The 15,570-nt window shown below is 48.5% G+C and carries 8 protein-coding genes and 1 pseudogene; 8 read left to right on the top strand and 1 reads right to left on the bottom strand.

What is annotated here, in order from left to right:
• The first annotated feature begins 211 nt into the window (after positions 1–211).
• A complete protein-coding gene (locus AC0WRU_RS12265; RefSeq protein WP_476128509.1) occupies positions 212–946 on the top strand; it encodes a thioesterase II family protein in 735 nt (244 codons plus the stop codon).
• A 19-nt stretch (positions 947–965) separates the two neighbouring features.
• Positions 966–1,817 carry a sugar phosphate isomerase/epimerase family protein gene (locus tag AC0WRU_RS12260; protein WP_476128508.1) on the top strand — a complete coding sequence of 284 codons (852 nt, stop codon included), beginning with the start codon at positions 966–968 and terminating at the stop codon, positions 1,815–1,817.
• A 78-nt stretch (positions 1,818–1,895) separates the two neighbouring features.
• Here the strand turns inward: AC0WRU_RS12260 and AC0WRU_RS12255 are convergent, their stop codons facing one another.
• Positions 1,896–2,264 (bottom strand): DUF423 domain-containing protein, encoded by a 369-nt coding sequence (locus tag AC0WRU_RS12255; protein ID WP_476128507.1) that lies wholly within the window; start codon positions 2,262–2,264, stop codon positions 1,896–1,898.
• Positions 2,265–2,581: 317 nt separating this feature from the next.
• On the opposite strand from AC0WRU_RS12255, the gene AC0WRU_RS12250 reads away from it, so the two are divergent.
• From AC0WRU_RS12250 to AC0WRU_RS12225, 6 genes and pseudogenes are all read left to right on the top strand, one after another.
• Positions 2,582–5,530 carry a glycoside hydrolase family 48 protein gene (locus tag AC0WRU_RS12250; protein WP_476128630.1) on the top strand — a complete coding sequence of 983 codons (2,949 nt, stop codon included), beginning with the start codon at positions 2,582–2,584 and terminating at the stop codon, positions 5,528–5,530.
• A 148-nt stretch (positions 5,531–5,678) separates the two neighbouring features.
• Entirely contained in the window at positions 5,679–6,182 is a 504-nt protein-coding gene (locus AC0WRU_RS12245; RefSeq protein WP_025682098.1) for a ferritin, read from the top strand.
• 286 nt (positions 6,183–6,468) lie between these two features.
• Positions 6,469–7,017, top strand: a complete 549-nt coding sequence (locus tag AC0WRU_RS12240; protein ID WP_476128506.1) for a GNAT family N-acetyltransferase — start codon at positions 6,469–6,471, stop codon at positions 7,015–7,017.
• 40 nt (positions 7,018–7,057) lie between these two features.
• Positions 7,058–7,495: pseudogene (locus AC0WRU_RS12235) on the top strand (alpha/beta hydrolase family protein); the annotation flags it as partial.
• A gap of 622 nt (positions 7,496–8,117) precedes the next feature.
• The gene (gene fabD / locus AC0WRU_RS12230) at positions 8,118–9,341 is read left to right on the top strand and encodes an ACP S-malonyltransferase (protein ID WP_476128504.1); all 1,224 of its coding nucleotides are present in this window, start codon (positions 8,118–8,120) and stop codon (positions 9,339–9,341) included.
• On the top strand, positions 9,316–15,537 hold the full coding sequence (locus AC0WRU_RS12225) for an aminotransferase class III-fold pyridoxal phosphate-dependent enzyme (protein ID WP_476128503.1): 6,222 nt from the start codon (positions 9,316–9,318) through the stop codon (positions 15,535–15,537). The genes fabD and AC0WRU_RS12225 overlap by 26 nt, the downstream gene beginning before the upstream one ends.
• Positions 15,538–15,570 lie beyond the last annotated feature (33 nt).

Here is a 15,570-nt window from a genome sequence, read left to right as displayed (position 1 = left end):
CTCTCGAATTTCAAGAAATAAGGCCAGACACATTATTATATTCAAACATGAAGCTGCTCTTCCTAAAAGAAGCGGTTTCCTGCCTGATGCAGAAGATGCTTGATTTCCCCGACCTTGTTTCTTGAATTTGCAAAATATTTGAAATGGGTAAATATACCTTTTTATGCTAAAATGAAAGAGTAAGGACTCAGCATGGCAGGAGGTTGCAAGGATGGCACCCATCACATTGTTTTTCATTCCATATGCGGGCGGATCGGCATCGGTCAGCTTCAAATGGAAAAAGCTGCTGCTTCCGCAGATTAAGCTTGTCCCGCTGGAGCTGGCGGGCAGAGGTATTCGTTCCGGAGAACCGTTAAAAGACAGCATCGAGGAAATGAGCGAGGATTTATTGCTCAAGATCAGTCAAGAAATAGCCCCCGGCGATCCTTATGCCATATACGGTCACAGTATGGGAACGATGATCGCATTCGAGCTGTATTACAAGCTGGTGGCTGGCGGTTATGGGAAACCTACTCATCTGTTCGTATCCGGTGGACGGGCACCGCATGTCCCGAGAGATTTCCCGTGGGCCCATGATCTTCCCGCAGAGCAGTTCAGAACGCATTTGCAGCGGTATGGTCAGCTTTCGGAGGCCATTTTTGACAATCGCGAATTGTACGACTATTTTATCCCGGTGCTAAGAGCTGACTTCAAAGCTGTTGAGACGTATGAGTACACGGCCCCAGCCGTACCTTTGAATTGTTCGGTCACAGCCTTGACAGGGCTGACCGATAACACAATGACCTTGCAGGATGCGGAGGCGTGGGGGCAGCATACGGATCAGAATTTTCGTATTTTCACCTTTGATGGAGGGCACTTTTTTATTCATGACGAGGTGGAGAGGATTACACAAATCATTAATGAGACCTTGGAACGAAGTGCTGTGACAAGCAGAAAGCAACATTAAAAAGAAGAGGTGATTTGAAGTGACTGTAGGCGTATTGGCACATTTATTTGGCAAGTTGCCTTATCGCGAGTTGGCTGCAAAGGTAGGCGCAGCGGGCTTTACTCATGTTCAATTGGCTCCGTGGAGAGCGATCAGTGATGTAGACTTTAAAAAACCGGGAAAGTTCAGTCCGGGATTGGCACTGTCTATCGCGGAGGCATTCCGTCAGCATGGAGTATCCATATCGGTGCTTGGCTGCTATTTGCATTTTTTTGAAAAGGATGAGGAACTTTTACGTGAAAATGTAGAGCGCTTTAAAGAGCTGATCCGATACGCAAGCCTGTTAGGGGCACCGATGGTGGCTGCCGAAGTCGGACGTAATGAGGATGGAAGCCCATATACGGAACGAGACTGGAAGGTTGTAAAAGAAGTTGTGCGCGAATTAGCGGACGAGGCGGGAAAATGGGGCGTGTTCGTCGGATTGGAGGCCGCTAACGATCATTTGGTCGGAACGGCGGTAGAACTGGCTACCTTGCTGGAGGAAGTACCGTCATCCCAGATCGGCGTAGTGATAGATCCGGGCAATCTGCTGAAAACGGAAAATCTGGCAAGACAGGATGAAGTCATCCGCGAAGCGTTTCAACTGCTGGGACCCCGGATTATCGCGGCGCATGCCAAAGACCGGCGTTTGTCATCGACAGGTGAGATCGAGACCGTACCGCCGGGCTTTGGTGACATGAACTATGGTCTATACATGGAGCTACTGGAACAGTACAAGCCTGGGGTTCACATCATTATGGAAGCCGCGCAGGAGCACCAGATGGCTGAATCCAAACGTTACATCGAGGGCCATCGCTTAGCGGCTCAGAAGGGGCAAGAAGTACACACATAGTAATATTTTTCTTTCCTATTCGGGAATTGCTCAGGAGATTTGGAAGCACTTTTCCAAGTCTCTTTTCTTTAGCTTTGTTTAACCCTGCACTACCGCCACAATCACAAGTACCCAGCTTGCTAAAAAAGCCACCCCGCCAATCGGGGTAATCGCTCCGAGCTTCTTCACACCGGACAAGCTAAGGGCATACAAACTGCCGGAGAACAGGAGAATGCCTGCTAGCATTACCCAGCCTGCGGTAACAATCAGAGACGAATGGACCAGATTTCCTGCAACGGCTCCGAGCAGAACCAAGCCCAAGCCGTGAGCAATATGATATTGGATACCTGTCTGGAATATGCTCATCATATCTGCGGAGAGTCTTTTTTTCAAAGCATGTGCTCCGAAAGCTCCCAGAGCTACGGCTAAAAACATTATTATACAACCAAGCACCAGTAAAATTTTCATATTATAACGCCTCCCTGTAAAATCGTACCGATTTCCCGTGATTTCGTCAATTTTTATTACTAAACCCTAAACATATTGATTTTTTCGACTCTTATTTGGCGGTGGGTATGGTATATTTTTTCCAGGGCCAATGTGAAGCGTTTGGAGCTAATGGACAGCGTGTCCTCCACCTTTTTGACGGGAAAGTGAGGTGATGGTGCTGTCTTTTTGTGCTGTCGTTTTTCGGAACAAAAGCTTGTGTAAAGCCAAAATTAATATTAGAGAGGATGGATGCAAAAGTGATCAGCAAAAAATCCGTGTTCAGGAAATCTGTGTCTATGGTCATGTCAGCCATTTTGGTGCTTCCGCTAACTTTGGGCATATTTCAGGCTGAACCTGATCGTGCATCGGCTGCAACACCGGAATCGACACGCTTCCTACAAATGTATAAACAACTGAAGGACCCGGCCAGTGGATATTTTTCCAAGGAAGGTATACCTTACCATTCGGTTGAAACCCTGATGAGCGAGGCCCCGGACTACGGACACTTAACGACCTCGGAAGCGTATAGCTACTGGATGTGGCTGGAAGTGCTGTATGGCCATTATACCGGGGATTGGGGACATTTGGAATCGGCATGGGATAACATGGAGAAATACATCATTCCTGTTAATGAGGGTGACGGCAAGGAAGAGCAGCCTACCATGAGTAACTACAACCCGAACAGCCCCGCCACCTATGCAGCAGAATATCCGCAGCCAGATCAATATCCAAGCCGTCTGAGTGGTCAGTATAGTGGTGGCAAGGACCCGCTGGATGCAGAGTTGAAGGCAACCTATGGCAACAATCAGACCTATCTGATGCATTGGCTGCTGGACGTGGATAATTGGTACGGTTTTGGCAATCTGCTGAATCCGTCTCATACAGCGACCTATGTGAACACCTTCCAACGCGGGGAGCAGGAATCGGTTTGGGAAGCCGTCCCGCATCCATCGCAGGATAATCAAAAATTTGGTAAAGCAAATGAAGGCTTTATGAGCCTGTTCACCAAGGAGAATAATGCTCCTGCACAGCAATGGCGCTACACGAATGCCACCGATGCGGACGCACGGGCGGTTCAAGCCATGTATTGGGCTAAAGAGCTGGGGTATGACAACTCCGTTTATTTGGATAAAGCAAAAAAGATGGGGGACTTCTTGCGGTACGGCATGTACGATAAATACTTCCAGAAAACCGGAAGCGCTTCCAATGGAACCCCGGTAGCTGGTACCGGCAAGGATGCAAGCCATTATCTAATGGCATGGTATACGTCATGGGGTGGCGGACTGGGTCAAAGCGGCAACTGGGCTTGGCGGATTGGCGCCAGTCATGCGCATCAAGGCTACCAAAATGTAGTCGCAGCCTACGCCTTGTCCGATAAAGATGGCGGATTGATTCCGGCTTCGCCAACAGCAGGACAGGACTGGGCGACCTCGCTGAAGCGCCAACTGGAATTTTACAATTGGCTGCAATCCGATGAGGGAGCGATTGCAGGGGGAGCAACGAATAGCTGGGATGGTGCCTATAAGGCGTATCCGGCAGGCACGAGTACCTTTTATGGCTTGGCTTACACGGGGGCTCCGGTATATAACGATCCACCGTCCAACAACTGGTTCGGGATGCAGGCATGGCCAGTCGAACGGATTGCTGAGCTGTACTATATTTTAGCCAAGAAGGGGGATACTTCTTCCGAGCAGTTTAAGATGGCTAAACAAGTGACGGAAAACTGGATTGCATGGTCCAAGAGCTATGTATTTGCGAACGAACGTCCTGTGACGGATGCACAGGGCTATTATTTGGACGCACAAGGCAAACGTATTCTGGGTGGAAAAAATCCGAAAGTGGCCACAACTACAGCTAAAGGTGAGTTCTGGGTACCGGGCAAACTGGAATGGAGTGGAAAACCGGAAACGTGGAGCGGATTTGCCAATTACAAAGGGAATACCAATCTGCATGTGGTAACGAAGACTCCGGGGCAGGATACGGGAGTGCTGGGCAGTTATGTTAAAGCGCTTACTTTTTTTGCTGCTGGAACGAAAGCCGAAAAAGGTGATTACACCGCACTGGGCAAGGAGGCCAAGGATCTGTCCAAAGCTTTGCTGGATGCTGCTTGGGGCTACAATGACGGCGTAGGCATTACAACGAAGGAAGACCGCGAGGATTATTATCGTTATTTTACGAAAGAAGTGTATATCCCGAACGGCTGGAGTGGTAAAACAGGACAAGGTAACACCATTCCTGGCGCAGATGCTACCGCATCTGATCCGTCCAAGGGTGGTAATGGTACGTATTCCAGCTATACCGATATTCGGCCTAACATCACTAAAGATCCGCAATGGTCTTATCTCAAGGACAAATACACGACCTCATGGAATAATCAGACGAAAAAATGGGACAAAGGCGCTCCGGAATTTACGTATCACCGTTTCTGGTCCCAAGTCGATATGGCGACAGCTTATGCTGAATATGATCGCCTCATCAACGGTGGTGGAACAACCGAACCGACGGCTCCCAAAGCTCCAGCCAATGTGAAGGCAAACGCCGGGGATGCTCAGGTAACACTGACCTGGAGCAAAGCGACGGGAGCAGACAGTTATACCGTCAAGCGCTCTACAACCAGTGGAGGACCTTATGCCACGGTAGCCACAGTAACAGACAGCACTTACAAGGATACAGGAGTGGTGAATGAAACCACCTATTATTATGTAGCAAGTGCGACCAATTCCCTGGGAACCAGCCCGGATTCTGCCGAGGTCAGCGCCAAGCCGACAGCAGCACCCGTTTCGGCTACAGGAGATGTGATTGCCCAATACCGCGTGGGCGACACGAACCCGGGAGATAATCAGATCCGCCCGCTTTTCCGTGTTGTAAACAAGGGGAAAGAGGCTGTTGATCTGAAGAATGTCAAGCTGCGGTATTATTATACAGTGGATGGCGACAAGCCGCAGGAATTTCATTGTGACCATGCACAGCTCGGTAGCGGCAACGTTCAGGGACGTATTGTGAAGCTGGATAAGGCCGTGACGGGGGCAGATTACTATCTGGAAATCTCCTTTGGAGCTAGTGCGGGAAGTCTGGCAGCAGGAGCCAACACAGGGGATATTCAGGTTCGCTTGAACAAAACGGACTGGAGCAATTATAACGAAAGTGATGATTTTTCCTATGATGCGACCAAAACGTCTTATACAGATTGGGACAAAACGCCTCTGTATGTGAACGACCAACGTGTATGGGGGCTGGAGCCTTGATTGTAAAATAAACTTAGTGTGAGGCGGGCGCAATGCGAGGGTGTTAAAACTCATATTGCGCTCGTTTTTTGTGCTCGTTTTTGTGATTGGTTTCGTGGTACACTAAGAGTGCTACATCAATACATACATGACTGAGGTGACCTGAGACATGAACGACAATTTGGCACAGGCTCTAAATGAGCAAATGAATTTTGAATTTTACTCCGCTCACGTATATCTGGCAATGGCTGCTTATTGCTCCAGCGAAAGTCTGGATGGGTTCGCAAACTTTTTTCTGGTACAAGCTGAAGAGGAACGGTTTCATGCCATGAAGCTATACAAATATATTAATGATCGCAGAGGACGCGCCACACTGGCAGCATTACCTGAGCCTAAAAACAGCTATGATTCCATGCTGGATGTGTTTGAGCACGGCTATAAGCATGAGCAGCAAAATACGCAGAAATTTTATCGTTTGGCTGACTTGGCTCTGGACGGACGCGAGCATGCAACGATCCATTTCCTGAAATGGTTTATTGATGAGCAAGTCGAAGAGGAAGCTCTGTTCGACAGTGTGATCCAGAAGCTCAAACGGATTGAAAGAGACAGCAACGCTTTTTACATGCTGGACAGTGAGTTTGCCAAACGCAGCTTTACAGCTCCTGCCGAATAACAAAGCATACATGTTGCGTTTGAATGCCATGGATATGGGCAGCATTTTATTAGTCTAGAAAGTAAAGGAGCCCGGTTTTCGGGCTTTTTTGCGTTGACTTTGATCCCTGGATTTTCACTTTTCGAGGGTTATTGTTATTTTAAATATACTTATAGAAAAAATTAATTTGTCGCTGGATGGTGAGCGTGCTACAGTTATGTTAACTTTTATATCTGATTAAATTGATAGGGTTAATTATTTAGTGATTCACGCGCATTATAATAGCACTATAGGGAGGCGGGTTAGTATGAGCGAAATCTATCGTCTGGCACAACAGGAAGATGCAGAGAGATTGCAGTACGTAACTTATGAGGCGTACGAAACAATTCGGCAGTTGGAGCTTAAATGGCCTGCCGCTCAGGCAGACATTCCTCTCATTCAGGAGAATATTAAAAATAATGACTGCTACGTGCTGGAAGTCGATGGCGTAATTCAGGCTACAGTAAGCCATCTCAAAAATAGAGCTCTTAATTTTATAACGGATCTACCATTTGTCATGTGGTTTGCCGTTGACCCGGTTGCTCAGGGCAAGAGCTACGGACGCAAGCTGCTAAACTGGGTAGAACAGAATATTATCCGTGATCAGGTGGGAGCTCCTGCCGTTACGCTGGCAACAGCCGAAAAGCATCCCTATCTGCTGTCTATGTATGAGCGTTGGGGGTATGAGCGTATCCATGAGTTTGATCATGGTACAGGAGACGGAACGATGCACTTACTGCGTAAAGTTGTGAATCCCCAATTATTTGAAACGTATATTCGTGAAAAAAACGGAGCAGAGACTGCTAACCGCAATTAGACCTGATACCCGGGATAGGACGAAGCCGAGGGTACGGCCAGGTGTTACAGGGGGAGCTAAGGGGGCTTTATGACCAACTGGATTACGGTCACACTGACCGTTTCCGTGCAGCCGTGACCCAGCGCTCCATATCCAACTGGCTATCGATGTATGGAGTGAGTGACATTGGCTACTCATTTACAGAAGACGAGGTTTCCGGCAATCCTTGGGACGATTTCGAGGTCTTGTGGAGACAATCCCCGCTGGCATATGTTAAGCAAATAAATACACCACTGCTTATTTTGCACGGGGAGCAGGATCTTCGTTGTCCCATTGAGCTGGGAGAGCAGCTATGTACAGCACTACGGCGATTGGGTAAATCCACGCAATTTGTCCGTTTTCCAGGCTCAGCCACGAACTTTCACGAAAAGGGCATCCGCAGCTTCGTGTGGAACGACTGCAACGCATTACAAATTGGTTTGTCAAGCACCAGATATAACACAAAACCCGTTTCTTACACTTACTACACAGAAATTTTTACAAAAATTCACTAAAAAAATACAAACTATGCCTAATTTTTAGATAAAGAGGGTATTGTTTGTGTGTATAATATACTTATACATTATATCTTCATACTACTTTAATTTACCTTTCTATTTATAATAAAATAAAAACATTAATAAATAGCAATTTTTTCTTATTAAAGGAATTTAAAAAGATATTGACACTTTTCAAGTCCATACTTATTATATAAATAAAATATATCTCATTTAATGCTTACTTATGGAAAAACATCCTGTATGACCTCAGCAGTTTCTCATCACACTCATCTATGATGCTGAATTTTAGGTCCCAAGCCTGAAATGCCAGTATACTCCAAGGTTTTTTACACTTCCAAGTCTACTCACACACCTGATTTTTGATCTCAATCACACCACGAATGGAAACTCCATAACCAATCACTTTTACATGTCGATTACTGTTTTTTGGCAATTCGTTTTGTTTCTTTTTGCTGTATCTATCTCCATATCTCGATATTTCCATACATATGTACATTAACACCTGAATCGTAAAAACATTTTTGTTTTGCCACATCTTTGTGGGGAGGAAAGGGGTTTCGTATGAATCGCATGGCTTTAGTTTTTCCGGGACAAGGGTCTCAGTATGTAGGAATGGGAGCGGCATGGCAGAGCGGCTTTACAGAGGCGGATCGCTTGTTCGAAGAGGCTGCTGATATTTTGGGATATGATCTGAAAGCTTTATGCATGGAAGGTCCGATCACCCAATTATCCAGGACATTCTATACTCAGCCTGCACTTCTTACGATCAGCGTCATTGCATTCCGGCGTTATATGCACGAAATCGGGATTATCCCTGAATTTTCAGCAGGTCATAGCCTGGGTGAATATTCAGCTCTGGTAAGTAGTCGTGTTCTCTCCTTTGGCGACGCTTTACGACTGGTACAAGAGCGGGGGCGTTTCATGGAAGAAGCCGCTGAGGCAGGGCTGGGCAGCATGATTGCCATTCGCGGAGCTGAGTTGAACGTCGTGGAAGAATTCTGTCGTCTGCACTCCACAGTCGATCAGCCTGCTGTCATTGCCTGTTACAATTCACCTAACCAGTGGGTCGTCTCTGGTCATCTTACGTCGGTAGCTGTGGTAGCTGACGAGTTAGAACAGCGGGGAGCCCAAATTACCCGCTTGCAGGTTAGCGGTCCTTTTCATAGTCCGCTTATGCAGCACGCTGCGGACAGACTGACCGCAGAGCTGCAAAAATACACTTTCCATGAAGCGCAGTGGCCCGTGATCTCCAATGTGACCGCTCAGCCATACCCTGATGTAGACAGCATTCGTCAAGGGTTGATTTTGCAAATGACTCACCCGGTTCGGTGGATTCAAACCATGCAGTATATGGCGAATCATGGCGTGAAACAAGGCATCGAGTTAGGTCCACGAACGGTACTGAAAAATTTGGCGAAGGAAATGAACACTACCATCGAAGTACTGTCCCTGGACAGAGACTTGGATCGCGTTGAACTGGTGCGCCGTTTCTCGATCCGTGATTGGGTAGCCCGTTCCCTGTCACTGGCGGTGTCTACCCCCAATGCCAATTGGAATGAAGATGAGTATCGAAAGGGTGTTATTTTACCTGTTCAGAGACTGGAAGAATTACTGCGAAACTCAGAATCAGGCAGCAGTCCACCTCCTGCTTCTGAGCTAAGACAGGAAATACTGGGGTGTATTCGCCTGGTGTTGCAAACCAAACAGATCGACGAAGGAGAGCAGGAAGTAATGCTAGAGCAATTGAGGAGGGATCAGGATGGAGCAATTTCAAACTTTAATTGAAATCATTCAAGAGCGCGCGAGCCGGGATGAGAACGGAATCACCTTTATTTCCGGTGATAAACAAGAGGAATACGTATCCTACAGTAAAATTCTGGAGCAAGCATCACAGGTACTTCATGAATTACAGGAAAAAGGGATACAACCTGGGGATGAGCTGATCATGCAGATCGACGACAATCATACCTTTGTGAATGTATTTTGGGGTTGCCTACTCGGTGGAATCGTCCCTGTTCCTGTAAGCATAGGGAATAATGATGAGCATAAAATGAAACTGTTTAAAATCTGGGATACTCTATCCCGCCCTTATATGATTGCGGATGACAAGGTATTGAAGCAGTTGGAAAAATACTCGCACCAGTATGAACTGCTGGATTCCTTTGAGCCTGTTAAAAAAGCGACTTTTTCAAGCCATGCATTCGATTATTCCAGTCAGAGTAAAGGTGTAGTTCATGCATCCAAACCGGAGGATTTGGCTTTTATCCAATTTTCCTCAGGCTCTACAGGTGATCCTAAAGGAGTCATGCTGACACATGAAAATCTGGTTTACAATATTCGAGATATCGCAAATCAAACGGGTATGAGCTCCAAGGATGCTTATTTGGGCTGGATGCCGCTTACGCATGACTTGGGATTGATCGCCTTTCATTTAACCTGTGTGATCGCTAATGCCAAGCAGCTGATTATGCCGACGGCACTTTTTATCCGGCGCCCGTCCTTATGGCTAAAAAAAGTATCGGAGCATAAGGTGACTCAAATATGCTCTCCCAATTTCGGATATAAATTTTTTCTCGATCAGTACAAACCTGAAACAGCAGCTAACTGGGATTTATCAAGTGTGCGTATGATTTTAAATGGAGCGGAGCCCGTATCTGTAGAGCTTTGCCATGTATTTATGGATGCGATGAGCGTTCACGGCTTGAATAAAAATGTGATGTTTCCTGTCTACGGATTGGCAGAAGCCAGTGTGGGTGTTTCTACTCCCCCTCTGGACAAAGATACCTTTATTCCGATTCATTTGAATCGGCAGCAGTTACACGTAGGTGAGCCCATAGAAGAAGTAGACAAGTCCGACAAGCGGTGTCTTACTTTTTTGGATTTGGGGTATCCGATGGCCAGCACCTCTGTCCGCATTTGCGATGAACAAAATCGGGTGCTGGAAGATGGTGTGATTGGACACACGCAAATCCGTGGCAAAAATGTGACCGCTGGATATTACAACAACCCAGAGGCTACTGCGAAGGTCAAAACCGAGGATGGCTGGCTCATCACCGGAGATTTAGGGTTTATGCGGAATGGCCGCCTCGTTATTACGGGTAGAGCCAAGGATATCATTTTCGTGAACGGACAGAACGTTTATCCGCATGACATCGAGAGGATTGCCGAGGAACTGGAGAACGTAGATCTCGGAAAAGTAGCTGTGTGCGGTGTACATGATGCGCAAACCAGGCAAGATCATATTGTTGCCTTTGTCATGCACACCAAAAAGATAGAGCATTTTGTGCCACTTGTACAAAAACTGAAAAGTCATCTGAATTATCGGGGTGGTTGGAATATTCAGGATGTAGTTCCGATCCGGCGTATCCCTAAAACAACCAGTGGGAAGGTTCAGCGCTTTAAATTAGCCCAAAGTTATGAGCAGGGCGAATTCGATGAAATACTAACAACTCTGGCCGAGGCCACTCAAACCCTGCAAGCTGCTGAGCGTGCAGTCTCGCCTCAGGGAGAAATAGAACAGAAGCTGATTGGAATCTGCCAGGATATTTTAAATGTAAAGTCGATTGGTACGGACGACAGCTACTTTGATATCGGAGTAACTTCCTTGCAACTCGTTCAGATTGTGGACCAGTTGGAGGATCAATTAGGGGTTCATATTGAAGTGACGGACTTCTTTTCCTATCCGACCATCGCCAAGCTGGCAGCGTATATCTCCAGTCAGGGCCTAGGCAGCGACGTGGCTGCAACAGCACAGCCCGAAGCCAAGGAGGAAGCAAATGACCGGGATATCGCCATCATCGGCATGTCCGGCAAGTTTCCTCAAGCGGAAACACTGGAGCAGTTTTGGGCGAATGTGTCATCAGGGGCAGACAATATCGGCCCGTACAGCGATGAAAGAAGAAAAGACGCCGAAGCTTTCATTTCCCGTCTGAATACGGAAGGTCGAAATATGCAAATCGCAGAAGGTGGTTATCTGGACGAAGTAGATAAGTTCGATTACTCCTTCTTTAAGCTAACTCCGCGGGAAGCCTCGCTAATGGACCCCAATCAACGGCTATTTCTACAAACCGTCTGGAGCACGATTGAGGATGCGGGGTATGGTGGCAAGCAGCTGGCAGGCCAAAAGGTTGGCGTGTATGTTGGCTTCTCCAAAACCAGCTTCGAATATGAGCGTTTGTTGTCCGAGGTGGAACCGGGCGCGCTGCCGAACTTTGCCATTGGTAATTTATCGTCCATTATTTCCAGTCGGATTGCATATTTGCTCGATCTAAAAGGTCCGGCGTTAACGATTGATACAGCATGCTCTTCCTCACTCGTAGCGGTGCATCTGGCTTGCAAGTCCATCCTCAACGGAGACTGCGATATGGCACTGGCAGGCGGAGTAAAGACGATTTTACTGCCTCTGAAAGCAGGCATTGGCATGGAATCCTCTGATGATCGGGCACGCGCCTTCGACGATCAGTCAGACGGAACGGGCTGGGGCGAAGGAGTTGGAGCGGTTTTCCTGAAGCCGCTGCGTAAAGCGGAGCAAGACGGTGACAACATTTGGGCCGTAATCAAGGGAAGTGCCATCAATCAGGATGGCAGTACGATTGGTATTTCCGCGCCGAATGCGCTGGCTCAAGCGGAAGTGATTTCGCAGGCGTGGCGTGATGCACGGATTGATCCCGAAACGGTGAGCTATATCGAAGCGCATGGCACCGGGACCAAGCTGGGCGATCCGGTCGAGATTGACGGCATTACCAAGGCTTTCCGCAAGCATACACAGCGCAAACAGTTTGTCGCGATCAGCACGGTCAAAACGAATATCGGCCATCTCTACGAAGCCGCCGGGATTGCGGGCTTGATCAAATCCGTACTGTCCATGAAGCATCGGCAGATTGCACCGCTTGTTCATTTTCGCACGCCAAACCAGAAGATCCATTTCGAGGAATCTCCGGTATATGCCAATACGAAGCTGAGGGAATGGAAGACGGACGGCTTCCCGAGAAGAAGCGGGCTGAGTTCCTTTGGATTCAGCGGGACAAACTGCCATGTGGTGCTAGAGGAATACATAGCAAAGACGGAATCGGATAAATCCTCTACGGTCAGCAACAATGGATCATCACCGCTGCTGCTGACCCTTTCAGCGCGGAGTGAATCCGCTTTGCGCGAGTTGGTCGAGCGGTACGCAGAACGGTTCGGACGCGCGGAAGAGCTCGTGATGCAGGATATATGCTATACGGCTAACACAGGCAGAAGCCATCTGAATCACCGGATTGCGGTAACTGCCGCAGGAGCGGATGCGCTGAAAGCGAAGGTGCTTCAGTTGCACGAACAAGGCAGAGCCGTCGAAGGCATATACACCGGGAAAGCGGATAGAACAGGTGGCGCAGAGACGGTCACTGGAAGCTTGGACATGTTGCAATCACTGGAGCAACTGGCTGCCAAGTACGTGCAAGGAGCGCAGATCGATTGGAATGCACTATATGCAGGTAAGCACTACAAAAAGGTTTCTCTGCCTACGTATCCATTCGAACGTAAAAGATGCTGGATTAACGTGCCCGAACAGGTTCGAACGGAACAGAAGGTACCCGTTCATGAAAACTCAACAGTAAAGGAGTCTGGAATTATGGGGAACGAGTATTTAGCGTCGGCATCGGTTACCGATCAGCACAAATCATCTATTCTTCAAAAGTTAGCGAAAATGATCGGTAACGTGTCCCAGCTCAGTCTGGAGGAACTGGAGCCACAAGCACATTTTCTGGAGCTTGGGCTGGATTCCATTAATTTGTCCCAGGTTCGCCACAGTATCAAGGATACCTTCGGACTGGACGTTCCGATGAACGAATTCTTCGAATCGTTGACCACGCTGGAGCTGTTAGCTAGCTACGTAGCCGAGCGGGTGAGCATTTCCACTTCTGCTGAAACCCCGGTTCAGTCTGTGGAAAATCGTCCGGAAACAACTCTGAATCAGGTTGAGCATGCAACTCATGCAGCTTCCCTGTTAACCCAACCGTCTTATGAATCCGCCGTTCCGGCTGCCGCATCCGTTTATGCTATAGATACGGCTGGGCAAACACGGGCTCAAAGCTTCCCAATCGTTACAGCTCCTGCGGGTGTAGAGCGAATTTTGGAGCAACAGCTACATCTGATGTCACAGCAGCTCGATGTTCTCCGGCATCAGCCATCTGCATCCGTAATAGCTTCCGAGCCGTTTAGCCCGGAAACGGGCGTTTTGCCCTCGGCAAGTAGAGAAAGCGCGCAGATCATTCGTACCGAATCCAAGCAGGAAGTCGCGGCTGCATTAGCACCGGCTCCATCCGTAAAGGCTGTTCCCAAGCAAACAGGCAATGAAGCCAAGCCGTATACGCCTTATAAAAAGCTGGATGTTAAAGCACGCGAATTGCTTTCGCTCCGTCAGGAACAACACCTGCAAGAGCTGATTGAACGCTACACAGCCCGTACGCGTAGCACGAAGCAATACACCCAGCAGTATCGGTCTGTATACGCCAATAACCGTAATGTGGCTGGTTTCCGGCCTGTTTTGAAGGAGATGGTGTACCAAATCGTATCCCAACGTGCAGACGGTTCAAAAATTTGGGATCTGGACGGCAATGAGTATGTCGATTTGACGATGGGCTTTGGAGTAAATCTGTTTGGACATAACCCGGCCTTTATCCGTGAAAAAATTGAGGAAGAGCTGAAGAACGGTATGTGTGTCGGCCCGATGTCCAACATGGCCGGGCAAGTCGCCGAGAAAATTTGCAGGATGACGGGCGTGGAACGGATTGCGCTATACAATTCCGGCACGGAGGCGGTCATGGTCGCGCTCCGTTTGGCACGGGCTGCTACGGGACGGGCTAAAGTTGTCATTTTTGCCGGCTCGTATCACGGTACATTCGACGGGGTGCTGGCACTGGGCAGCGCAGGTGACAACAAGGAGCATTCGACACCTCTGGCTCCAGGTATCTTGCAGCATATGGTGGACGATATCATCGTGCTTCATTATGGAGCAGACGATTCCCTGGATTATATCCGCACCCATGCGCATGAGCTGGCCGCGGTTGTAGTGGAGCCGGTGCAAAGCCGCCGACCAGATTTTCAGCCTCAAGCCTTTTTGCAGGAAATTCGCCAGATTACGGAGCAGTCGGGTACTGCCTTCGTTTTTGATGAGGTCATAACAGGCTTCCGGATTCAGCCGGGAGGGGCCCAAGCGTGGTTTGGGGTGCAAGCCGACCTTGTGACCTACGGTAAAATCATTGGCGGTGGGCTGCCCATCGGCATTGTTGCCGGGAAAGCCGCCTTTATGAACGGGATCGACGGAGGCACGTGGAGCTTCGGGGACGGTTCCTATCCAAAGCATGAGCAGCAGCGAACCTTTGTCGCAGGAACCTTCTGCCATCATCCGCTGGCAATGGCTGCATCCTTAGCGGTGCTGGATCATTTGGAGAACAAAGGCGAGCAGCTGCAAAATCGCCTGAACAGCCGTACCTCGGCGTTAGCAGCGGAGCTAAACAGCTATTTCACGGACGAACATGTACCTATGAAAGTGGTTAACTTTGGCTCCCTGTTCCGCTTCGTGCTCAAAGGCGATCTGGAATTGTTCTTTTATCACATGCTGGACAAAGGCATCTATATCTGGGAAGGACGAAACTGCTTCTTGTCCACGGCCCATACCGAGGAAGATATTGCGCGAATCGTACAAGCGGTCAAGGATAGCGTGAACGAGCTGCGTAAAGGGGGATTTTTACCGGACCCGCCCCCCAATGGAAACGGCCCAGGGCCGGGCAAGCAACCTGTACCTGTAACCGTACCTCCAGAGGCTGAAGCAGTGGGTGTTCCAGCAACCGTTATTGCGCTGACTCCTGATCAAAAGCAGCTCTGGTTTGTCTCTGTCTCGGAACGAAATGACTCTCTATCTTTACACGAAACCGCCTTGTTGCGGTTTCATGGTCCTCTTCAGCAGGAGTCGTTCAACCGGCTGTCCAGACCATCGTGAACCGTCATGAAGCCTTACATACCTTTATGAGCG

This window comes from Paenibacillus sp. 1-8, from assembly GCF_056316205.1.
The sequence above is the reverse complement of the archived record's forward strand: the minus strand, read 5'-3'. Positions and strand labels throughout refer to the sequence as shown.